At 73.2% G+C, this 21199-nt stretch carries 21 protein-coding genes; 15 read left to right on the plus strand and 6 right to left on the minus strand.

Features of this window, described 5'->3' with window-relative positions; all coding sequences use genetic code 11:
* Positions 1–8 precede the first annotated feature (8 nt).
* The 7 genes from F4560_RS11300 (at position 9) to F4560_RS45510 (ending at position 8941) form a co-directional block, all read left to right on the plus strand.
* Positions 9–791 carry an alpha/beta fold hydrolase gene (locus F4560_RS11300; protein WP_184919284.1) on the plus strand — a complete coding sequence of 261 codons (783 nt, stop codon included), beginning with the start codon at positions 9–11 and terminating at the stop codon, positions 789–791.
* The gene (locus F4560_RS11305) at positions 788–1318 is read left to right on the plus strand and encodes a 4'-phosphopantetheinyl transferase superfamily protein (RefSeq protein WP_312869138.1); all 531 of its coding nucleotides are present in this window, start codon (positions 788–790) and stop codon (positions 1316–1318) included. The genes F4560_RS11300 and F4560_RS11305 overlap by 4 nt, the downstream gene beginning before the upstream one ends.
* Positions 1309–2385, plus strand: a complete 1077-nt coding sequence (locus F4560_RS11310) for a right-handed parallel beta-helix repeat-containing protein (RefSeq protein WP_184919286.1) — start codon at positions 1309–1311, stop codon at positions 2383–2385. The genes F4560_RS11305 and F4560_RS11310 overlap by 10 nt, the downstream gene beginning before the upstream one ends.
* Before the next feature lie 11 nt (positions 2386–2396).
* Positions 2397–3362, plus strand: coding sequence for an ABC transporter ATP-binding protein (locus F4560_RS11315; protein ID WP_184919288.1), 966 nt, complete (start codon positions 2397–2399; stop codon positions 3360–3362).
* Positions 3363–3377: 15 nt separating this feature from the next.
* Positions 3378–4553 carry an ABC transporter permease gene (locus F4560_RS11320; RefSeq protein ID WP_312869142.1) on the plus strand — a complete coding sequence of 392 codons (1176 nt, stop codon included), beginning with the start codon at positions 3378–3380 and terminating at the stop codon, positions 4551–4553.
* On the plus strand, positions 4550–5704 hold the full coding sequence (locus tag F4560_RS11325; RefSeq protein ID WP_246477777.1) for an ABC transporter permease: 1155 nt from the start codon (positions 4550–4552) through the stop codon (positions 5702–5704). Before F4560_RS11320 ends, F4560_RS11325 begins: the two co-directional genes overlap by 4 nt.
* A 198-nt stretch (positions 5705–5902) precedes the next feature.
* Positions 5903–8941: an ATP-binding protein gene (locus F4560_RS45510; protein WP_221483452.1), complete on the plus strand. Its 3039-nt coding sequence runs from the start codon at positions 5903–5905 to the stop codon at positions 8939–8941.
* A 9-nt stretch (positions 8942–8950) separates the two neighbouring features.
* Here the strand turns inward: F4560_RS45510 and F4560_RS11335 are convergent, their stop codons facing one another.
* A complete protein-coding gene (locus F4560_RS11335) occupies positions 8951–9811 on the minus strand; it encodes an alpha/beta fold hydrolase (RefSeq protein ID WP_184919290.1) in 861 nt (286 codons plus the stop codon).
* An 82-nt stretch (positions 9812–9893) separates the two neighbouring features.
* On the opposite strand from F4560_RS11335, the gene F4560_RS11340 reads away from it, so the two are divergent.
* Positions 9894–10355: a PPOX class F420-dependent oxidoreductase gene (locus tag F4560_RS11340; RefSeq protein WP_184919292.1), complete on the plus strand. Its 462-nt coding sequence runs from the start codon at positions 9894–9896 to the stop codon at positions 10353–10355.
* A gap of 31 nt (positions 10356–10386) precedes the next feature.
* Here F4560_RS11340 and F4560_RS11345 read toward each other — a convergent pair whose 3' ends face one another.
* Both F4560_RS11345 and F4560_RS11350 read right to left on the minus strand, forming a co-directional pair.
* Positions 10387–11784 carry an MFS transporter gene (locus tag F4560_RS11345; RefSeq protein WP_184919294.1) on the minus strand — a complete coding sequence of 466 codons (1398 nt, stop codon included), beginning with the start codon at positions 11782–11784 and terminating at the stop codon, positions 10387–10389.
* A 99-nt stretch (positions 11785–11883) separates the two neighbouring features.
* Positions 11884–12660 (minus strand): glycerophosphodiester phosphodiesterase family protein, encoded by a 777-nt coding sequence (locus F4560_RS11350; protein WP_312869144.1) that lies wholly within the window; start codon positions 12658–12660, stop codon positions 11884–11886.
* A 67-nt stretch (positions 12661–12727) separates the two neighbouring features.
* Between F4560_RS11350 and F4560_RS11355 the strand changes: the two genes are divergently transcribed.
* The 3 genes from F4560_RS11355 (at position 12728) to F4560_RS11365 (ending at position 16058) form a co-directional block, all read left to right on the plus strand.
* Positions 12728–13084 carry a hypothetical protein gene (locus F4560_RS11355; protein ID WP_184919298.1) on the plus strand — a complete coding sequence of 119 codons (357 nt, stop codon included), beginning with the start codon at positions 12728–12730 and terminating at the stop codon, positions 13082–13084.
* 134 nt (positions 13085–13218) lie between these two features.
* Positions 13219–15279 (plus strand): putative bifunctional diguanylate cyclase/phosphodiesterase, encoded by a 2061-nt coding sequence (locus F4560_RS11360; RefSeq protein ID WP_312869146.1) that lies wholly within the window; start codon positions 13219–13221, stop codon positions 15277–15279.
* A gap of 98 nt (positions 15280–15377) precedes the next feature.
* On the plus strand, positions 15378–16058 hold the full coding sequence (locus F4560_RS11365) for a VOC family protein (RefSeq protein WP_184919300.1): 681 nt from the start codon (positions 15378–15380) through the stop codon (positions 16056–16058).
* Between the two features lie 91 nt (positions 16059–16149).
* Here F4560_RS11365 and F4560_RS11370 read toward each other — a convergent pair whose 3' ends face one another.
* Positions 16150–16878, minus strand: a complete 729-nt coding sequence (locus tag F4560_RS11370) for a hypothetical protein (RefSeq protein WP_184919301.1) — start codon at positions 16876–16878, stop codon at positions 16150–16152.
* Positions 16875–17189, minus strand: a complete 315-nt coding sequence (locus tag F4560_RS11375; protein WP_184929076.1) for a PadR family transcriptional regulator — start codon at positions 17187–17189, stop codon at positions 16875–16877. Before F4560_RS11375 ends, F4560_RS11370 begins: the two co-directional genes overlap by 4 nt.
* Positions 17190–17373: 184 nt before the next feature.
* On the opposite strand from F4560_RS11375, the gene F4560_RS11380 reads away from it, so the two are divergent.
* On the plus strand, positions 17374–18096 hold the full coding sequence (locus tag F4560_RS11380; protein ID WP_184919303.1) for a thymidine kinase: 723 nt from the start codon (positions 17374–17376) through the stop codon (positions 18094–18096).
* A gap of 78 nt (positions 18097–18174) precedes the next feature.
* Here the strand turns inward: F4560_RS11380 and F4560_RS11385 are convergent, their stop codons facing one another.
* On the minus strand, positions 18175–19086 hold the full coding sequence (locus F4560_RS11385; protein WP_184919305.1) for an NAD(P)/FAD-dependent oxidoreductase: 912 nt from the start codon (positions 19084–19086) through the stop codon (positions 18175–18177).
* Between the two features lie 65 nt (positions 19087–19151).
* Between F4560_RS11385 and F4560_RS11390 the strand changes: the two genes are divergently transcribed.
* The 3 genes from F4560_RS11390 (at position 19152) to F4560_RS11400 (ending at position 21164) form a co-directional block, all read left to right on the plus strand.
* Entirely contained in the window at positions 19152–19769 is a 618-nt protein-coding gene (locus tag F4560_RS11390; RefSeq protein WP_184919307.1) for a helix-turn-helix domain-containing protein, read from the plus strand.
* Positions 19770–19878: 109 nt separating this feature from the next.
* Positions 19879–20355 carry an NUDIX hydrolase gene (locus tag F4560_RS11395; protein WP_184919309.1) on the plus strand — a complete coding sequence of 159 codons (477 nt, stop codon included), beginning with the start codon at positions 19879–19881 and terminating at the stop codon, positions 20353–20355.
* Between the two features lie 464 nt (positions 20356–20819).
* A complete protein-coding gene (locus tag F4560_RS11400; RefSeq protein ID WP_077007752.1) occupies positions 20820–21164 on the plus strand; it encodes an RNA polymerase-binding protein RbpA in 345 nt (114 codons plus the stop codon).
* Positions 21165–21199: the final 35 nt, after the last annotated feature.

A 21199-nucleotide genomic window follows, 5' to 3' on the forward strand; every position in this document is an offset into this window, starting at 1 on the left:
GTGTCCCCATGACTGCCTTCACCTTCGAGCACATCACGGGCAAGGAGTCGCGGCCCGCGGTCGTGTTCATGTCCGCGCTGTTCGCCGGCGGCTGGATCTGGGACGACCCGGTGCGGCGACTCACCGCCGCCGGGTGGCCGGTGCTGCGCACCGTGGAACCGATCTGCGCGGTGGACAGCCGCATCGCCGGGTCCATCGAGCGCCTGGGCGACGAACTGCTGGCGGCGTGCGACGAGGCCGGTGTCGACGAGATCGTGGTGTGCGCGAACTCGCTGGGCGGGCTGGTCGCGATCGACCTGGCGGGCCGGTTCCCGCAGCGCGTCAGGGGCATCGGGGTGTCCGGCGCGCCGGGCCTGACCCCGGACCCGAACGTGGGCCTCAACGTGGACAGCCGCGCCAGCGTGCAGCCCTCGGGCCCGGAGTTCGAGGACATCATGATGAAGGCGCTGTTCCACGGGCCGGCGCTGTTCACCCGCGAGCAGCTCACCGAGACCGCGGACCTGCTGCGCCAGGGCCCGGCGATGCTGTCGATGGCCCGCAGCATCCGCGCCACCCGCACCTACCAGGTCGAGCCCGCCCTGGACCGCATCACCTGCCCGTCGCTGTACGTGTGGGGCCGCCACGACCGGATGACGCCGATCGACCCGTGGGAGACGGTGATCCCGGGCCGTGCGGACACCGAGTTCGTCGCGGTCGAGGACTGCGGGCACATCCCGATGATCGAGGCGCCCGAGGAGTACTCCGACCGGTTGCTGGGATTCCTGGACCGGGTGGCCGGGGCGCCGGTGTGATCGACACGCTCTTCGGCGGTGTCGCGGGTGGACGGCCGGTGCTGTTCGGCGTGGACATCGTCGACATCAGCCGCGTCACCCGCGCCATCGCCTACAGCGGCCCCGCCTACCTGCGGCACGTCACCACGCCGCAGGAGCACGGGCTGCACCCCGACGAGGAGCTGGCCGCCGCGGCGAGCGTCGCGGTGAAGGAGTGCTTCATCAAGGCGGTCGGCGGCCGGCCGCCGGGGTTCAGCTGGCACGACTTCCGGGCCCTCGGCGACGTGGACCACGCGGCCCGGGAGTGGGCCGGGCCGCTGCTCGCGGGCGCGGCCCCCGAGGTGGAGAAGACCACCGGCATCCCGTTGGGCAACACCATGGCCTACAGCGTGCACGGCGCCAGCCACGCCGCCGCGCTGACCCGGTTGGCGCCGGGGCGGCCCGCGGCGGACGTGGTCGGCGAGGCCCGCTGGGGTTGGGCCGGCGACCGGGTCGTCGCGCTCGCGATCCTGACCGCTACCACCGATGAGGAGCAACGATGGCCGTGAACCAGACCCTGGACCAGACTCCCCGACCCGCCGCCGACAACGAGATCCGGGTCGAGCCGGGCCAGTCGGTCCAGGAGGCGGTGGACCGCGCCGGCCCCGGCGCGACCGTGCTCCTCGCGGAGGGCACCCACAGCGGCAACGTCGTCGTCACCCACCCCGGTGTGACGCTGAAGGGCGCCGGCGCCGGCCGCACGATCCTGGTGCCGGGCCCGGTCGCGCCGTCCACCGTGGCGCCGCTGCACGACGCCCCGCCGGACGTCGTCAGCGGCATCGTCGTGCACAGCGACACCGGCATCGGCGAGGTGGCCGTCGAGGGCCTGACCGTGCGCGGGTTCTCCGGCGCCGGGGTCTACGCCCACACCGTCACCGGTCTGCGGCTGCACGACGTGGAGGCCGTCGACAACGTCGTGTGGGGCCTGTACGTGCGGGAGTCCTCCGGCATCGACGTGTCGCGCTGCCGCGGCGAGAACAGCCGCTACGGCGGGATCGCGTTGGCGTTCTGCGCCCGCGCCGACGCCGTGGTCGCGGACAGCGAGTGCGTCGGCAACGCCTTCGGCGTGTTCGTCGACAACTCCAGCCGCGCCAGGGTGCTGCGCAACCGCTGCCACGGCAACGCCGCCGGGATGCTGCTGCTGCACCAGGTGTACCCCGGTGAGCCCGAGGGCGGCGTGCGCGACTGCCTGGTGTCCGACAACGACGTGTACGACAACACGCTCGCGGCGGGCGGCGACGACCCGGAGGCGCTGGGCGCGGCCGGTCCGCCGATCTCCGGTGTCGGTATCGCGCTGATCGGCACCGAGCGGGTGTCGGTGGTGGGCAACCGGCTGCACGGCAACCAGCCGGGCGGTTTCTCCGTCATGCCCGCCGCGCTGGTCGTCGATTCCTCCGCGGAATGGGGCGGATCGGACGCCGTGGACAATTCCCTGGAGTGGAATACGATCACCGGGAACAGCCCGCTCGACGTGCGCATCAGCGTCGACGTGACACGCCAGCGGCTGGCCAACAACGTCGTGGGCGCGTCCGAGCCGGAATCCCTGTCGGGTCGCGCCGCGGAAGGGACCCAGTGACCTCGACGCCGATGGCTTCCCCGCCCCGGACCTCCACCGCGCCGCCCGCCTTGCAGTGCACCGGGCTGCGCAAGCGCTACGGCGACAAGACCGTGGTCGACGACGTGGGCTTCCACATCGACAGCGGCGAGGCGTACGGGCTGCTGGGTCCGAACGGCGCGGGCAAGACCACCACGATCTCCATGCTCGTCGGGCTGCTGCGCCCGGACGAGGGTTCGGTGCGGGTGGGTGACGCGGTCCTGTCCGACGACCCCGCCGTCGCCAAGTCCCGCATCGGCTACGTGCCGCAGGAGATCGCCCTCTACCCGGAGCTGACGGCGCTGGAGAACCTGCGGTTCTTCGGCCGGCTGCACGGCATCCCCCGGCGCGCCCTGGCGGGGCGCATCGACGAGGTGCTGGAGATGGTGGGGCTGCGCGACCGCGCGAAGGACCGGGTGGAGACCTACTCCGGCGGCATGAAGCGCCGCTGCAACATCGCCGTGGCGCTGCTGCACGAACCGTCGCTGCTGATCCTGGACGAGCCGACCGTGGGCGTGGACCCGCAGAGCCGCGTCGCGATCCTGGACGGGGTGGAGGCGCTGGTCGCCGCCGGGATGAGCCTGCTCTACACCTCCCACTACATGGAGGAGGTCGAGCGGGTCTGCACCCGGGTCGGGATCATCGACCACGGCAAGCTCGTCGCGGAGGGCACCAAGGAGGAGCTCGTCGCCGGGCTGGGCAGCGCCGACCGGATCGAACTGGTCCTCGACGGCGACGTCACGCGCGCCGCGGACACGCTGCGCGGCATCGACGGGGTGAGCGAGGCCATCGTCACGGGCTCGCACTCGGTGCGGCTGCTCGCCACCGGCGGACGGCACCTGCTGCCGGCGCTGATCGGCGCGCTGCCCGGCATCGCCGCGGTGACGGGCGTGGAGGTGGTGGAACCCGACCTGGAGGCCGCGTTCCTGCACCTGACCGGCAAGTCGCTGAGGGACTAGAGGGCGGACGCGGACGTGAGAGCCCTTTTCGTGGTGAGCCTGCACGAACTGCGCAGCCGGCTGCGCGACGGCACCGCGGTGCTGATCACCCTGGTGGCGCCGATCGCCCTGGCCACCCTGTTCGGGGTGGCGCTGGGCGGCGACGACCCGCCGCTGCGCACCACCATCGCCATCGTCGACCACGACGGCGGCGAGTTCCCCGCCAGCGTGCGCCGCGAGGCGCTGGCCGTGCCGGAGCTCGAGGACATCCTGACCTTCCGCGACTACACCGACGAGAACGCCGCACAGGCCGCGATCGACACCGGCGAGGCCGGTGCGGCGCTGGTGTTCCCCGCCGGGTTCACCGACAGCGTCGGCGCGGGCCGCGGCGGCGAGATGCAGGTCATCGAGTCCCCCGACACCCCGCTGGCGGGCACCATCGCCCGCAGCATCGTGGACCGGATCTCCGCGCTCGTCGACGCCCGCACCCTGGCGGCGAAGTCCGTGCTGGCGGCCGGGATGCCGCCGGAGCAGGTGAAGGCGTACGTGGAGGAGAACGGGGCCCGCGGTCCGACCCTGGAGTTGGCGGGCGACCCGTTGAGCGGCGGCGCCGTGGACCTGGCCGTGTACTACGGCTCGGGCATGGCGGTGCTGTTCGCGTTCTTCGTGGCGGGCTCCTCCGCCCGCAGCCTCCTGACGGAACGCCAGCTGGGCACGCTGGGCCGCATCCGCGCCGCACCGGTGCCGGTGTGGACCGCCCCGGCCGGGAAGGCCGTGGTCGGGTTCGGGTTGGCGCTGCTGAGCATGTGCGCCACCTGGTGGTCGTCGGTGCTGATATTCGGCGAGTCGTGGGGCGATCCGGTGGGGGTGTTCGCGCTGTGCCTGGCGCACACGTTCGCCGCGACGTCCCTGGTGATGCTGGTGGCCAGCGGCGCGAAGACCGACGCGCAGGCCGACGGCTACACGCTGGGCATCGGGTTCGTGTTCGCGTTCCTCGGCGGCAGCCTGGTGCCGCTGTACAACCTGCCGGAGTTCCTCCAGCACGCCGCCCTCCTCACCCCCAACGGGTGGGTGGCGTCGGGCTTGACCCACCTGGCGAGCACCGGTGAGGGCGCGACGTCCGTCGCCGGTCCCGTCGCCGTGGTCGCCGGTATCGGTGTGGTGGCGGGCACGCTCGCGGTGTACCGCATCCGGAAGGGACTGCTCGCATGAGCGGCATGAGGCCGCGGCCGATCACCGCGCTGGTGGCGGCGAACCTGCGCCGCCAGGTCAAGGACCGCGTCGGGTTGTTCTTCATCGTGGTCATGCCGATCCTGACGATCCTGTTCGTCGGCATGGCGTTGGGCGGCACGTCGGGCACGGGCGCGATGCCGGTCGGCGTGGTCGCCCAGGACTCCGACCCCGTCGCCGCGGCGCTGCTGCGGGAGTTGGCGGCCAACCCGAAGCTCGAGGTGCATCGGCACGACACCGAGGACGAGATGCGTGAGGGCGTGCGCCGGGGCGCGCTGGCCGCCGGCCTCGTGGTGCGGCCGGACGACCCGTCGCTGGACCTGGTGACACCGCAGGGCAGCGGCAGCGCCCTGGCCGCGCGCAGCGAGATCGACGTGGCGGTCGGCAAGGTGTCCGCGGTGCGGGAGGCGACGCGTGCCGCGCTGGGCGCGGGCGCCACCCCCGAGTTGGCGGAGAAGTACGTGTCGGCCGCGCAGGCGGAGTCCGGTGACGTCGCGATCCGCCGTTCCGGGCAGGGGGCCGACACGCCGACCGGGTTCGCCTACACGGCGCCGGCGAACCTGCTGCTGTTCACGTTCATCAACTCGCTGGCGGTGGCGGCGGCGCTGGTGGAGAGCCGCCGGATCGGCATGGTGCGCCGGGCGCTGGCCACCCCGGTCGGGCCGGGCCGGGTGCTGGCGGGCGAGGCGCTGAGCCGGTTCCTGGTGGCGTTGTCGCAGTCGCTGCTGATCATCGTGGTGAGCCGGTTGCTGTTCGACGTCCGCTGGGGTGACCCGGTGGCGGTGGCGGCGGTGGTGACGGTGTTCTGCCTGGTCGCCACCGGCGCGGCGATGCTGGTGGGCGCGTTGGTGCGCTCGCCGTCGCAGGCGCCCGCCATCGGCCCGCCGATCGGGATCGTGCTGGGCATGCTCGGCGGCTGCCTGTGGCCGCGGGAGGTCGCCGGGGAGACCCTGACCACCATCGGCTACCTGTTCCCGCACTCGTGGGCGATGGACGCGCTGCTGGCGCTGTCCACCCCCGGCACGGGCGTGGGCGCGGTGCTGACCGAGATCGCCGTGCTGGCCGGGATGGCGACGGTCGTGCTCGGCGTGGCACTGGTGGTCTTCCGCCGCCGCGCCCTCGCACTGCGGTAGGTCTTCCTCCAGCTCCTCCTGCACGGGTTCCGGTGGTTCCGCAAGGGCCACCGGAACCCGTTTTTCGTCTTCCCGGCGGCTGCGGTCCCCGCCGGGGACCTGGTGCTGCGACCTGCGCGTGCACCCGTCGACGAGTCCCGGTCATGCCGCGCCCCGGCGTTTCGCCCCGGGCCGGTGTGGTCGGGCGGGGGGTGGCGGGTGCGGGAGGATCCGCGGGTGCGGTTCGGGGTGTTGGGTCCGATGGTGGCGCGGCGTGCGGACGGGTCGGAGGTCCGGGTCGGTGGGCCGCGGTTGCGTGCGTTGTTGGCCGTGTTGGTGGTGGACGCGGGCCGGGTGGTGGGGGTCGACCGGGTGAGCGAGGCCCTGTACGGGTCGGAGCCGCCGGTGGGGGTGGGTAACGCGATCCAGTCGCAGGTGTCGCGGTTGCGGTCGTTGGTGGGCGTGGAGGTGGAGCGCTCCCCCGCCGGGTATCGGCTGGCGGTGGATCCGGGTGAGGTCGACGCGCTGCGGTTCGAGGAGTTGGTGGCGCGGGGCCGTCCGGGTGAGGCGTTGGCGTTGTGGCGTGGTCCGGCGTTGCGGGATGTGGGTGACGCGCCGTTCGCGGCGGTGGCGGCGGCGCGGTGGGAGGAGCTGCGGCTGCGCGTGGTGGAGGACCACGACGTGGCGCCGGTGGGATTGTTGCGGGAGTTGGTGGCGGCGCATCCGACGCGGGAGCGGCTGGTGGCGCGGTTGATGCGGGTGTTGCACCGGGAGGGGCGGCAGGCGGAGGCGCTGGAGCTGTTCGGTCGGGTGCGGGGCGTGTTGGCGGACGGGTTGGGTGCGGATCCGTCTCCCGTGTTGGCGGCGGCGCACGGCGAGGTGGTGCGGGGTGACGTGCCGCGGGCTCGGCATGTGCTGCCGGCGCAGTTGACGGGTCTGGTGGGTCGTGACGGTGAGGTGCGGCTGGTGACGGCGGCGTTGGGGGCGTCGCGGCTGGTGACGTTGACGGGTCCGGGCGGGGTGGGGAAGACGCGGTTGGCGGTGGAGGTCGCGGGCCGGGATCCGGGTGAGGCGCTGTTCGTGGATCTGGCGCCGTTGGCGGTGGGCGGGGATGTGCCGCGGGCGGTGGTGTCGGCGTTGGGGTTGCGTGAGGACGGGTTGCGTCCGGCGCCGGACCCGGTGGAGCGGTTGGTGGAGGCGTTGCGGGACCGGCCGGTGTTGGTGGTGTTGGACAACTGCGAGCACGTGGTGGAGGACGCGGCGGCGTTGGCGGGCCGGTTGTTGGCGGCGTGTGCGGGGTTGCGGGTGTTGGCGACGTCGCGGGAGGCGTTGGGGGTGACCGGGGAGGCGGTGCGTCCGGTGCCGCCGTTGGGGTCGGACGGTGTGGGGTCGGCGGCGGTGCGGTTGTTCGCGGAGCGGGCGGTGGCGGTGAGTCCGTCGTTCCGGCTGGATCCGGTGACGGCGGGTGTGGTGGTGGACATCTGCCGTGCGTTGGAGGGGTTGCCGTTGGCGATCGAGTTGGCGGCGGCGCGGGTGCGGTCGTTGCCGGTGTCGGAGGTGGCGGCGCGGTTGGGTGACCGGTTCCGGTTGTTGTCGCGGGGCAGTCGGGGCGGGGCGCCGCGGCATCGGACGTTGCACGCGGTGGTGGAGTGGAGTTGGGGGCTGCTGGACGACGGGGAGCGGGCGTTGGCGCGGCGGCTGACGGTGTTCCGGGGTGGTGCGACGTTGTCGGCCGCGGTGGCGGTGTGCGGGGTGGCGGGGACGGACGAGTTGTTGCCGTCGTTGGCGGACAAGTCGTTGGTGGAGGTGTCCGGGGACCGGTATCGGATGTCGGACACGATCCGGGCGTTCTGCGCGGGCCGGTTGGCGGAGTCGGGCGAGGAGGAGGTGCTGCGGCGGGCGCACGCGGAGCATTTCGCGGCGTTGGTGGCGGAGGCGTCGCCGCACCTGTACGGGTCGGGGCAGTTGGCGTGGTTGGGGCGGTTGGCGGCGGAGCACGGGAATTTCCTGGCGGCGGTGCGGTGGGCGGCGGGGCGCGACCACGGGTTGGCGTTGCGGTTGGCGGCGGATCTGGGGTGGCCGTTGTGGCTGCGGGGGTTGCGGTCGGAGGGTGCGGCGCTGGCGGCGGAGGTGGTGCGGGCGGTGGGGCCGGTGCCGCCCGCCGGGGTGGCCGAGGAGCATTTGCTGTGTGTGGTGAACGCGTCGTCGACGGGTGTGGGGTTGCCGGGTGCGCCGTCGCCGAGGGAGCCGACGCCGGAGGGGTTCGCGGGTCCGCCGACGCGTCCGTTCCTGTCGGTGCTGTGGGGTCTGGCGCACGGGGTGCCGCGGATGGATCTGCGGGAGGCGGAGGTCCTGCGGATGCGGGCGAGCCTGTTGGCGACGGATCCGTGGAGTCGGGCGTTGGGGCGGCTGGGCTCGGGGATGCAGCACCAGTACCTGGGGCGGGTGGGTGTGGCGTGGGAGGAGCACACGGCGGCGCTGGCGGGATTCCGCGCGGTCGGCGAGCGGTGGGGTATGTCGATGGCGCTGTCGCAGTTGGCGGAGTTGGCGCGGGCGCGCGGGGATCTGGCGGGGGCGGTAGGGTTCCTGGACGAGGCGTTGGCGTTGTCGCGTCAGTTCGGGGCGACCGAGCACACGGCGAGTCTGCTGTGCCGGCGGTCGGAGTGGGCGCTGCACGCGGGCGACCTGGACGGCGCGGCGGCGGATGTGGAGCGGGCGGCGGACCTGGCCCGGTCGCAGGGTGTGGTGGAGACGGTGGCGCAGGCGTGGTTGGGGATGGCGGAGGTCGCGCGGCGGCGGGGTGATCCGGGGGCGGCGCGGCGGTGGTGCGCGGAGGCGTTGCGGGTGTGTCCGGAGGGCTGGTTCGGGTCGGACGAGACGCGGTCGCTGGTCCACGTGACGGCGGGGCGGGTCGAGTTGGAGTGCGGTGACCAGGGTGCCGCGGTGCGGCGGTGGCGGCTCGCGGCGGGGACGGCGTTGGGCTGGGGCAATCAGGTGGTGCTGGCGCGGGTGGTGGACGCGCACGCGGCGTTGGCCGTGGTGGTGGGTGACGGTGCGCGGGCGGCGTTGTTGGCGGGTGCGGCCCGGGGGTTGCGGGGTGAGGTGGCGGTGGTGGACCCGGACGTGCTGGAGGTGGAGCGCGCGGCGCGGGAGGCGGTGGGTGACGGGTTCGACGCGGTGTCGGCGCGCGGTGCGGCGTTGGGGCGGGACGAACTGGTCGCGCTCCTCGACACCGCGCCGGCCGACACCGCGCCGTAGCCGTGGCCCCTAGTCGGCCGCTCGCGGCCCGGGGTTGGGGAAGTCGTGGAGGTGGTCGACGAGGAAGTCGGGGTCGTCGAGCCACGGGAAGTGGCCGGCGTCGGGTTGTTCGACGTAGCGGGCGCTGGGGATCAGGTCCGCGAGCTGCCGCACGAGGTGGGGTGGGGACACCGGGTCGGCGCCGCCGGCGTGGACGAGCACGGGGACGTCGAGGCTGGCGAGGGCACGTCGGGTGTGGCCGGGGCTGAACGCGCCCTCGGCGTCGTAGCCGGCGGCGGCGGCCGGGGCGGCTTCGGCGGTTTCGGCGGCGGCGTGCGCGCGGGCCTGGTCGTCCCAGCGGCCGTAGAACAGGGGTGAGGAGGCGAGCCGGTTCGCGGGGGTGTCGTCGCCCCGGCTCCAGGCGGTGAGCGCGGCGGCGGCTTCGGCGTACCAGGGCTGGTGGGCGTGACGGCCCAGGTGGGCGCCCCAGTCTGCTTCGGTGGGCGACGCGCCGACGGCGCGCAGGGCCGGGGTGAGCAGCACGAGCGACGCGAGCCGGTCGGGGTGCTGTTCGGCGTAGGCCATGGCGATGCCCGCGCCGGCGGAGTGGCCGAGCAGGTCGACGCGGTCGAGGCCGAGGTGGGCGCGCAGGGCGTCGACGTCGGCGGCGAGCCGGTCACGCCGGTAGGTGGCCGGGTCGGCGGGGACGTCGGAGTCGCCGGTGCCGCGGTTGTCGAGGAGCAGCAGGGTGCGGTGGCGGTCGAGTCCGCCGAGGTCGCCGAGGTAGGAGGCGGCGCGGCCGGGGCCGCCGGGCACGCACAGCAGAGGCGGGCCGTCGCCGGTTTCGCGGTAGGCGAGCTTGGTTCCGTCGTGAGCGGTGAATCGGGGCATGGTGGTCATCTTCGCCCAGCCGTGCGGTGCGGGAGACCGGTGGGCGGGTTGCCGGTGGGGCGGGTTCTCCTAGGCTGGTGGCATGCCGAGAATCGCCACCGCCGACGCCGTGCCCCGCGACGAGTTGCTCGCTTTCCTCCGGCCGCGTCACCGGGCGCTGTTGGTGACCGCGCGGGCGGACGGGCGGCCCCAGGTGTCGCCGGTGTCGTGCGGGGTGGACGGCGAGGGCCGGATCGTGGTGTCGACGTATCCGGGGCGGGCGAAGTCGCGTAACGCGCGCCGGGACGAGCGGGTGACGGTGTGCGTGTTGTCCGACGACTGGGACGGCCCGTACGTGCAGGTGGACGGGCGTGCGGAGGTGCTGGACCTGCCGGCGGCGCTGGAGCCGTTGGTGGAGTACTACCGGTCGATCGCCGGTGAGCACCCGGACTGGGACGAGTACCGGGAGGCGATGCGCCGCCAGGGGAAGGTCCTGATCCGGGTGACGATCGACCGGTGGGGTCCGGTGGCGACGGGCGGTTTCCCGCCCGAACTCGCCGACTGACGCCCCAGTCCCCTCCCCCGGTGTCCTCGGCTCACACCTTGGCGGGCACCGGGTTGCCGGAGGCGACGATCGCGCGCCGCACCGGCACGAAGATCATCAGGACGAAGCCGACGACGAAGAACACGACCAGCGAGATGATCGCGAGCCGGAACGACCCGGTGGCCTGGCCGACGCCGGCGAACACCATGGGGCCCAGCCACGAGGTGGAGCGCTCGCCCACCTCGTAGAGGGAGAAGTACTGGGCTTCGCGGCCGGGCGGGATCATCTGGCTGAACAGCGACCGGGACAGGGCGTTGGTGCCGCCCAGGACGAGGCCGATGCCGGCGGCGAGGGCGTAGAACTGGGTCTGCTGCCCGGCCTGCACGAAGAACGCCGCGCCGATGACGACGATCCACACGCACAGGCTGACCATGATGGTGCGTTTCGCGCCCCACGACTTGGCGAGCCGTCCGTGGAGCATGCCGCCGAAGAACGCGACGAACTGGACGATGAGGATCGTGGTGATCAGCACCGTCTCGTCGAGCATGAGCTCGTCGCGGCCGTACTGGGCGGAGACGTTGGCGACGGTGGCGATGCCGTCGGTGTAGATGAGGTAGGTGCCCAGGAACGCGAGGGTGAGCGGGAACATGCGGGCCTGTTTGACGGTCTGGCGCAGTTCGGCGAACCCGGCGGTGATGACGGACGCGCCGGATTCGGTGCCGTGCGGCGCCTGGTGCCGTTTGAGGCGGGCCAGCGGGATGAGGGTGAACCCGGCCCACCACAGGCCCGAGAGGATGAAGCCGACGCGGACGGCGCCGCCTTCGCTGAGGCCGATGGCGTCGTGGCCGATGAACAGGGCGAGCTGCATGCCCAGTGCGAGGCCGCCGCCGAGGTAGCCGAACGCCCAGCCGCGGGCGGACACGGCGTCGCGTTCGTCGGGTCCGGCGATCTCGGGCAGGAACGCGTAGTAGACGACGACGGACGCGCCGTAGCAGATGTTGCCGAGGATGAACAGGACGACGCCGAGGTGCCAGTTGTCGCCGGAGACGGTGGCGAGGGCGATGGTGGCGACGGAGCCGGAGAACGCGAGGGCGCCGAGCATGCGCCGCTTGTTCTGGGTGCGGTCGGCGATGGCGCCCATGAGGGGCAGCACGAGGACCTGGACGAGGGTGGCGATGGACAGCAGGTAGCCCCACAGCGACCCGGCCGGGAAGTAGGCGCCGAACAGGGAGATGTCGCACTGCTTCAGGGATCCGTCGGCGCAGGCGTTGGGGCCGTTGCGGGCGGTGTCGGCGATGGCCGCTTCCTTGGCCACGGCGGTGAGGTAGCCGGAGAGGAACACGGTGATCACCGAGGTGGGGAACACCGAGTTCGCCCAGTCGTACCAGGTCCACCCGCGCTGTTCCCGCTTGCGGTCCACGGCGGGTGCGGTGCTGTCGGCCACGCTCATGGGCGGGGACTGTATATCGCCCGCCACCGGTTCGTGGTGATCACCGCCAACCTGTTGCCAACCGGCCGCCCGCACGCCATCCGCGCCCCCCGGGGGGTGTCAGCTGCCGGTCCAGGCCCCGCGGTCGATCAGCACGTCGCGCAGCCGGTCGGGGCGGTCGGTGACGAGGCCGTCGACGCCGAGGTCGAGCAGCCGGCGCATGGCGGTCTCGTCGTCGATGGTCCAGACGTGCACTTCGAGGCCGCGGCGGTGGGCGGCGCGCACGAACCGGTCGTCGACCACCAGCAGTCGGCCCTGGTTGACGGGGACCTGCGCGATCATGCCGCGCACGGGCAGCCCGACCAGCGGCATCCGGCCCGCAGCCCACAGCGCGCCCGCCGAGCGCGGCCCCATGGAGGTGAGGAGGTCGGGGCCGCCGAGGCGGCGCAGCCGGGCGAGGCGTTTCTCGGAGAACGACGCGAGGCACACCCGGTGCACGGCGTCGGTGCGGCGCAGCACTTCCAGGACGGGCACGACGGCGGAGTCGGCCTTGACGTCGATGTTGACCAGCGCGTCGGGCAGTTCCTCCAACAGCTGGTCGAGCCGCGTGATCGGCTCCCGTCCCCCGACGTTCGCGCGCCGCACCGCGGACCACGGCTGCGACGCGACGGGGCCTTCGGCGTCGGTGGTGCGGTCGAGGACGTCGTCGTGGTGGACGACGACGACACCGTCGGAGGTGGCGTGGACGTCGGTCTCCAGGTACCGGAAGCCCTCCTGGGCGGCGCGGCGGAACGCGGCCAGCGAGTTCTCCATCCCCGCCAGTTCGGCGAGGTGCCAGCCCCGGTGGGCGAACGCCCTGGGGTGCGGTCCGGACAGGTACGGGTGGTTCGCGGTCACACCCGGAGTCTGCCCTGGCGGCGTGGCGTGGTGGTGACCGGCGGGTAGCCGGATACCGTCGCGCGCCATGGAGTCGGTGACCGAGGCCGTGGCGGCGCGCCGTGAGGAAGCCAGGCACTGCTCGTGGTGCGGGCGTCGTCTGCCGGACAGCGGGCGGATCGGCCGGCCCCGCCGGTATTGCGCGCAACCGTGCCGGCAGCGCGCCTACGAGCGCCGTGCCGCGGTGCAGCGGGGCGGGTTGCCGGAGGACGCGGTGGTGCTGTCGGCCGGCGAGCTGGCGGACCTCCAGGACCGCTTGTTCCAGTTGCGGTGCGCCGCGGAGGACGTGGCGACCGCGGCGGAGGACGGTGCGGCGCGCGCCGAGCTGCGGCGCCTCGCGGGAGAACTCGTGGACACCGCGCGCGGGCTGGAACGGCTGCGCTGACCTCCCCCGACGTCCCGCTCGGGCCTCTGCGGGGGTGCGCGGGGCGGGTTCGGGGGTGTGCGGGCTGAATCGTGTCGGCTTGCCCGTTCCGCGTGGTCTCGACCATCATGGCGCGCGGGTGGCGAGGAGGGCGCGTGGACGGCAACGGCGCGTTGCACCGTGAGGTGCTCGACCGGGCCGACGTCGGTTTCGGTGTGACGGACGCGGACGGCGTGCTGGCGTGGGTGAATCCGGCGCTGGCGGAGATCCTGGGTGTCCCGGCGGGTCACGTGGTGGGCCGGTCGCTGCCCGCGTTGCTGCCCGGCGCCCCGGACCGGCCGCGGTCGGGTCTGGCGCTGCTCGCGCCCAGCTCCTACCGGCGGGGCCACCGCTGGCTGGACGTGACGTGCCAGACGTTGGGGTCGGACGGGCAGTTGCTGTACCGGGTCGCGGACGTCACGGCGTGGCGTGACCGCGAGCTGGAGGCGACGCACGAGGCGGACGCGTTGCGGCGCGCGCAGGTCCTGGGCCGGATGGGCACGTGGGAGTGGCACGTCGCCGAGGACCGGGTGGTGTGGTCGGACACCCTGTTGGAGATGTTCGGGTTCCCGGCGGGCACGGACCTGGACTTCGAGGGCTACGCCGCGTTGGTGCACGCCGACGACATGCCGATGATCCAGGCGACGCTGGAGGAGGCGATGCGGTCGGGCGTGGGCTTCTCCTACACCCACCGCATGATGCTCGCGGACCGGTGCACGGAGCGGTGGTTCGAGTGTTTCGGCGAGATCGTCGCCGACGCGGACGGCACCCCGCTGCGGGTGCTGGGCACCGCGCACGACATCACGCGGGCCCGCCGGGTGCACGACGAGCTGCTGGCGCTCGCGGAACAGGATCCGTTGACGGGGCTCGCGAACCGGCGCGCGGTGACGCGGGAGCTGGAGCGGCAGCTCGCCGGCGGCGGTCCGGGCGCGTTGCTGCTGCTGGACCTGGACAACTTCAAGGACGTCAACGACCTGCGCGGCCACGCCGTCGGCGACCGGCTGATGAAGGCGCTGGCGACGGCGCTGCGGTCGCGGCTGGAACCGGCGCAGCTGATCGGCCGGCTGGGCGGCGACGAGTTCGCGGTGGTGCTGCCCGGCACGGCGTCCGCCGACGCGGCGCGCATCGCCGAGGGCCTTCGGGACGCCGTAGCGTCGTTGCCGCTCGTCGGACCCGCCCGGGGCATCACGGTGTCGACGGGTGTCGCCGAGTACGGGCCGGGCGACACGTGGGAGCTGGTCCTCGCGAACGCCGACCTCGCGCTCTACGCGTCGAAGGCGGCGGGCCGCAACCGGGTGACCGTGTACGAGCCGGGCCACTACGCCGACACCGCCAAGCGGGTGTCGGTGCTGGACCGGCTGCGCGCCGCCCTGGACGGCGGTGGTCTGGCGCTGCACGCGATGCCGATGCTGCACCTGGCCACCGGCCGCACGCTGGGTCACGAGCTGCTGCTGCGGTTGGAGGACGGCAAGGACCCGTACCTGGGGCCGGCGGAGTTCCTGCCCGAGGCCGAGCGGTCCGACCTGGTGCTCGACATCGACCGCTGGGTGCTGTCGACCGCGATCGACGCCCTGGTGCGCCACCCCGATCCGGGGCTGCGGTTCAACGTCAACATCTCCGGGCGGACCCTGGAGGACGAGGACTTCGGCGGGTTCGTCCTCGACCGCCTCGCCACCGCCGGCGTCGCGCCGGGCCGGCTGGGGTTGGAGATCACGGAGACGGCGGCGGTGACGAACCTCGACGCGGCGCGCGCCCTGGCGTTGCAGCTGCGGGCGTTCGGGTGCCGCATCATCCTGGACGACTTCGGCTCCGGGTTCGGGTCGTTCGTCCACCTCAAGCACCTGCCGATCACCGGCATCAAGATCGACGGCGAGTTCGTGCGCGGCATCGACGAGCGGTCCACCGACGCGGTCCTCGTCGCGGGCATCGTGGAGATCGCCCGCGGCCTGGGTCTGGACGCGGTCGCCGAGTGGGTCGAACGCCCCGCCCAGGTCGACGCGCTGCTGCGGCTGGGCGTCCGGGTGGGCCAGGGTTTCCACCTGGGCAAGCCGATCCCGCTCACCCACGTGCTGTCGGCGCAGGCCCGGACCGAGCAGAGCCATACCGGGCAGGCCCCTTCCGGCCCGACCTCCTCCGGTCAGGTCCGCCCGGGTCAGGTCCGATCGGGTCAGGGATAGCAGCCGAACGGAGCATTGCCGTCCCGTATGGGGGGTGCGGAGGATGGGGCGCGTTCCTGATCTCCGCCGCTCCGCCCCCCGATGGGAAACCCTCCGCCGTGCCCGGTACCCCCGACAGCCCCGCGCGCGGTGTCCGCCGCGTCGAGCTGAGCACCACCGATCCCGAGAAGACCGCCCAGTTCTACGCCCACCTGCTGGGGTGGGTCCTGATCGCCGAGCCGGACGGCTCGTTCACCGGCTGGGTGGGCGACCGCCTCGCGCTGCGCGTCCGTGCCGGCGACCCCGGCTGGCTCGTCGTGTTCGCCGGCCGCGAGCCGCGTGACCTGCGCGACGAGTCCGGCCACAGTGCCGCCGTGGACCAGGGGCGGGTGCTGCACGGGCCGTGGGCGCCCGAGCCGCGGCCCGGCGAACCCTGCTGGGTCGAGCTGATGGCCGACCCCGGTGTCGACGAGCACTGGGCCGGCGAGCTGGGCTGGCGGGTCCGCGACCCCGGCGCCGAGTTCACCCTCTACGACGCGCACGTGGCCGACGACCGCCGTGCCGTCGCCGGGCGTCTCACCGCGCCGGGCGGCTGGACGTGCTACTTCGCCGTCCCCGACGCGGCCAGGACCGCGGCGGAGGCGACGGAGTTCGGCGGCAGGGTCCTGATCGGCCCGAAGGAGGTCCCCACCGGTGTGGTGGCGGCCGTCGCCGATCCCTCCGGGAGCGTCTTCGCGATCCTGGAGAACCCGGCCGGTTGGGGCGGCGCCTGGCGCACGCCCCGCCGCAAACCCGACTAGTCCTCGATCCCCGGTGCCCGCCTTCGGGCACCGGGGATTCCTGTCCAGCGGCTCTGGCGGCTCGCGAGCGGCTCCAGTGGCTCCAGTGGCTCTAGTGGCCGGTTGTCGCCGGGGTCGTGGCGCGGGCCGTCCACGGGCGGAACGCGGCCACCACGGCCACGGCGACCAGCCACGACAGCAGCATCGTCGCCGTCGACAGGCCCGGCGTGAACAGCACCGACGCCGCACCGACGACGAGCGCGACCGGCGCCATCACCCACCACACCCGCGGCACCGGCGGCGCCTCCCGGTGGAACCCGAGCAGCACGGCCACCGCCGTCACCCACACCGGCAGCTGCCACAGCACGTGCGGCCACCCCATCGCCCCGACCTCGGCCAGCGTCCACACGACCGGCCACAGCGCCGCCAGGCCCAACAGCCCTCCGGCGACCCGCCCGGCCGCGCGCCGCCCCGACACGAGCGCCGCGAACGCCGCCACGGCGAGCACGTCGTACCACCACACCGGCCGGTCCCCCGCCCAGCCGAACCTGGCCGACACGGTCCACGACTGCGCCGCGACCACCAGCAGGCCCAGCAGACCGGTCAACGCCAGCAGCCGCACCACCGCGCCCGCCGGACGCCCCACCCCGAACCGCACCCGCACGGCCAGGCCGAGCGTCGCCGCCGCCTCACCCCACCCCGGCCACCCGTGCTCCAGGTCCAGGTCGTCACCGCGGTCGGCGAAGAAGATCCCGACCATCTCCTCCTCGCGCTCCGCCCGGTACCAGGCGGGCAGGACCCGCAGCAGCGTCCGGTAGCGGCGTTCCAGGTTCGAGCTCACAGCGCACCCCTCGCCTTCAGCACCGACGACGCGGCGCGCACGTTCGCCGACAGCCGGGCCACCTCCGCGGACAACACCCGCACACCCGCGTCGGTCAACCGGTAGTAGCGGCGCAACCGGCCCTGGTGCACCTCCTCGCGGTCCCGCTCGGCCAGGCCCTCCGCGACCAACCGGTCCAGCACCCCGTAGAGCGTGCCCACCCGCAACCGCATCCGACCCTCCGACAACCCGTCGACCGCGCGCACGATCGCGTACCCGTGCAACGGCTCCTCCGCCAACGCGGTGAGCACCAGGAACACCTGCTCCGACATACCTCTCACACCGCACGTTATATCGCGAAGCGGTATATCTCGTCCAGTGTCACCCGTGTGGTCGCGCGCAGCGGGCGGCCGTCACACCCCGGCGCGGGAACCGGTCGGGTCGGTACTGCGTCCTCCCGGCGCTCCGAGGAGCCGTCGACGCCCGCGCCGGTACCGCCCATTAGGGTGGCGCGCCGTGGAACCGATCAACGCCTCACCCGACCCGACCGACGCGCTGTCCTCCGTGCCCGCCTCCGGCGACGGCCGCGCGCCCACGGGGCGGTTGCGGTTCTTCTTCGGCCCCATGGACTGCGGCAAGTCGACCCTCGCGCTCCAGATCGACCACAACCAGGCCCGCCAGGGCCGCCGCGGACTGCTCCTGGTCCGCCACGACCGCTCCGGCACGCCCACCATCTCCAGCCGCATGGGCCTGGCCCGCAACGCGCTGGAGGTGCACCAGGCCATGGACCTGCGCACCCTGGTCCGCGACCACTGGACCCGCGGCGCCCGGGTGGACTACCTCATCGTCGACGAGGCCCAGTTCCTGTCCCCCGAGCAGGTCGACCAGCTCGCCGAACTCGCCGACGACACCCACCTGGAGGTGTACTGCTTCGGCCTGGCCACCGACTTCCGCAGCACCCTGTTCCCGGGTTCGCAGCGCCTGTTCGAACTGGCCGACGAGCTCGACGCCATCCAGGTCGAGGTGCTGTGCTGGTGCGGCCGTCCGGGCCGGTTCAACGCCCGCGTCCACGACGGCGACGTGGTCCGCGCGGGCGACACGGTCCTGGTCGCCGACACCGCGCCGCCCGCCGCGCCCGACGGCGTCGACATCCGCTACCAGGTCCTGTGCCGCAACCACTACCGCACCGGCGACCTCGGCCCGCACGCCGTCAAGGGCCACCAGCTCAGCCTCACCTGACCCCGCCCCGACCCTCACCCGATCCCCCGCACGCGGCGGTCCGGGCAGTGCTGCGGGCGGTCGGTTCACGCGGTGGGTTCAGGCGGCCGTGAACACCAGGTCGGCGTTGACGGCCACCCCGGCCTTCGCGCCCGCCGCCGCGGCGGACACCACCTGTGCCATCGCGTCCACCACGTTCCCCGCCGCGTAGACACCGGGCACGCTCGTCGCGCCCCACCCGTCCACCCGCACCCAGCCCGCGTCGTCCCGCTCGCACCCCAACGCGTCGAGGAACCCGTCGCGGGGCAGGAACTCGGGCGCCACGAACACCGCCCGACGCGGCACGAGCCCTTCCGCCTCGGTCTCGACCCCGGCGGCCGTCACCGCGTGGACCGGTCCGTCGACGATCCGGATGCCCCGCTTGGTCAACGCGGCCCGGTCGTCGTCGGACAACGGCCGCACGGCGAAGAACACCAGGTCCGACGACCACTGCCGGACCAGCAACGCCTGGTGCGCGGACCGTTCGTGCGTCCCGAGGATGCCCAGCGGCCCGTCGGCCACCTCGTACCCGTGGCAGTACGGGCAGTGCAGCGCGTAGGCGCCCCACCCTTCCCGCACACCGGGCACGTCCGGCAGTTCGTCGCGCAGCCCGGTGGCCACGACGACCCGTGCGGCGGCCAGCACGGTCCCGTCCTCCAGCACCACCCGGAACGACGGCCCGTCCCCCGCCTCCTGCTCCACCCGCGCGACCCGGCCGGACACGAACCGGCCCCCGTACCGGGCCACCTCGTCCCGTCCGACCGCCAGCAGCTCGCCGGGCGGCATCCCGTCGCGCGACAGGAACCCGTGCACGCCCTCCGCTGGGGCGTTGCGAGGCTCCCCCGAGTCGACCACCGCGACCGAACGCCGCGCCCGCCCCAGCACCAGCGCGGCGTTCAGCCCCGCCGCGCCACCTCCGATCACCACGACCTCGTACCTGTCCGAGCTGTACCCGCTGTCACCGATCTCCATGTGGACGAGCATCCCCCCGATGTCCCACAATGGACAAACCTTGTTGCCGAAACCGGGAAACGATCATGAACAGTACGACCGGCCCGCCCGACCACCCGACCGACGACCTGGCAGACGACCCGACCGACGACGTGCTGGGCAAGGTGGGTGAACGGCTCCGTCACGTCCGCACCAGCCGGGGCGCGACGCTCGCCGACCTCGCGGAGGCCACCGGCATCTCCAAGAGCACCCTGTCGCGGCTGGAGTCGGGGCAGCGGCGTCCCAGCCTGGAGCTGCTGCTGCCCATCGCCCGCGCGCACCGCGTCCCGCTGGACGAGCTGGTGGGCGCGCCGCCGGTGGGCGATCCGCGGATCCGTCCGGTGCCGGTGCGCCGTGACGGCATGACGATCCTGCCGCTCACCCAGCAGCCCGGCGGCCTCCAGGCCTACAAGATGATCATCCCGCCGCGCGGCGAGCCGGATCCGCGCACGCACACCGGCTACGAGTGGCTGTACGTGCTGTCGGGGCGGCTGCGGCTGATCCTGGCGGACCACGACGTGGTGCTGGTGACGGGCGAGGCGGCCGAGTTCGACACCCGCCTGCCGCACTGGTTCGGCCCGGCGGACGACGAGCCGGTCGAGCTGCTGAGCCTGTTCGGCAAGCAGGGCGAGCAGATCCACATGCGCACCCGCCGCAAGACCTGACCCGCCGCCGGAAGGCCTGACCACCCGCCGCAAGGGCCTGACCCGCCGCCGCGCTCCGGGACGCCGGCCCGCACCGGTCCGGCGGTGCGGGACACGTCACACTGTGCGCATGACAGGCAGGCGCAGCGCCGGGATCCTGCTCCACCGCGTGGTGGACGGCGAACTCCAGGTGCTCCTCGGGCACATGGGCGGCCCGTTCTGGGCCCGCAGGGACGACGGCGCGTGGTCGATCCCGAAGGGCGAGCCCGACGGCGACGAGGATCCGGAGGCCACGGCGCGCCGCGAGTTCACCGAGGAGCTGGGCCTGCCGGTCCCGGAGGGTGAGCTGGTGCCGCTCGGCGAGGTCCGCCAGTCGGGCGGGAAAGTCGTCCAGGCGTGGGCGCTGGCCGCCGACCTCGATCCCGATCAGGTGATTCCGGGCACGTTCACGCTGGAATGGCCGCGGGGGTCGGGTCGGTTCCGGGAGTATCCCGAGGTCGACCGGGTGGCGTGGTTTCCGCTGGTCGAGGCGAGGGTGAAAGTCGTGGGGGCGCAACGGGAGCTGCTCGACCGACTGGTCGGGAACGTTGCGTTCGGGCAACACTGAAGTCATCGAGGGGACCAAGCGCCCGGATGGACGTTTGGGGGCGGTCCGGACGGGTGATTCATCCTCATGTCCGCCACCGTCCACACCCGCGCCGCCACCGAGCGTGGCGACGTGGCCGAAAAACTCCGGATTAACTTTGCGTAACCGTAACCATGACGGGCGTCACTACTGTCGAGTTAAACCCGCCGTAACGTCGCCCTACGTGTTCGGTCTAAGCTGTCGCAGCCGCACGACTTCTCCCGGGACTGCTCCATCAGTGTGATGAAGTACCCCGGTAGCTTGATAACGCGTCACGAACCGGTCGCGATTGCATCCCTTAGGAGGAAGCCTTCGTTGACGGGTGAAAGACGTCACTGTGGGCGACGATGACCGTGAAGCCGGGAACGAACGGAGCAGTCCGATCGTTGCACTCGGTGAGCAACAAGCCTGGGCCCCGGCCCTGAGCCGAGCGAAAGGACACCGCCATGGCCGACCGCGTTCTACGGGGTAGCCGGCTCGGAGCAGTCAGCTACGAGACCGACCGCAATCACGACCTCGCCCCGCGCCGGTCGGTGCGGTACGCCTGCCCCAAGGGCCACGACTTCGAGGTGCCGTTCTCCGACGACGCGGAGATCCCGCACACCTGGGAGTGCCGTCTGCACGGCCAGGTGTCGAAGATCATCGACGGTGCCGTGCCGGAGGAGAAGAAGGTCAAGCCGCCGCGGACGCACTGGGACATGCTCCTGGAGCGGCGCACGATCCCGGAGCTCGAAGAGCTGCTGGACGAGCGGCTGGAAGAGCTGAAGGGGCGGCGCACCCGCACCGCCTGAGCCGCATGACGCCGAAGGGGCCCGCCGGATTGATT

The sequence above is a fragment of the Saccharothrix ecbatanensis genome (assembly GCF_014205015.1).
GTDB lineage: Bacteria > Actinomycetota > Actinomycetes > Mycobacteriales > Pseudonocardiaceae > Actinosynnema > Actinosynnema ecbatanense.

Coding starts and splice junctions, on each gene's coding strand:
- F4560_RS11390 (WP_184919307.1), top strand. CDS start 19,152: ATGAACAGTACGACCGGCCCGCCCGACCACCCGACCGACGACCTGGCA.
- F4560_RS11385 (WP_184919305.1), bottom strand. CDS start 19,086: ATGGAGATCGGTGACAGCGGGTACAGCTCGGACAGGTACGAGGTCGTG.
- F4560_RS11355 (WP_184919298.1), top strand. CDS start 12,728: ATGGAGTCGGTGACCGAGGCCGTGGCGGCGCGCCGTGAGGAAGCCAGG.
- F4560_RS11335 (WP_184919290.1), bottom strand. CDS start 9,811: ATGCCCCGATTCACCGCTCACGACGGAACCAAGCTCGCCTACCGCGAA.
- F4560_RS11310 (WP_184919286.1), top strand. CDS start 1,309: ATGGCCGTGAACCAGACCCTGGACCAGACTCCCCGACCCGCCGCCGAC.
- F4560_RS11340 (WP_184919292.1), top strand. CDS start 9,894: ATGCCGAGAATCGCCACCGCCGACGCCGTGCCCCGCGACGAGTTGCTC.
- F4560_RS11395 (WP_184919309.1), top strand. CDS start 19,879: ATGACAGGCAGGCGCAGCGCCGGGATCCTGCTCCACCGCGTGGTGGAC.
- F4560_RS11300 (WP_184919284.1), top strand. CDS start 9: ATGACTGCCTTCACCTTCGAGCACATCACGGGCAAGGAGTCGCGGCCC.
- F4560_RS11375 (WP_184929076.1), bottom strand. CDS start 17,189: ATGTCGGAGCAGGTGTTCCTGGTGCTCACCGCGTTGGCGGAGGAGCCG.
- F4560_RS11325 (WP_246477777.1), top strand. CDS start 4,550: ATGAGCGGCATGAGGCCGCGGCCGATCACCGCGCTGGTGGCGGCGAAC.
- F4560_RS11345 (WP_184919294.1), bottom strand. CDS start 11,784: ATGAGCGTGGCCGACAGCACCGCACCCGCCGTGGACCGCAAGCGGGAA.
- F4560_RS11400 (WP_077007752.1), top strand. CDS start 20,820: ATGGCCGACCGCGTTCTACGGGGTAGCCGGCTCGGAGCAGTCAGCTAC.
- F4560_RS11315 (WP_184919288.1), top strand. CDS start 2,397: ATGGCTTCCCCGCCCCGGACCTCCACCGCGCCGCCCGCCTTGCAGTGC.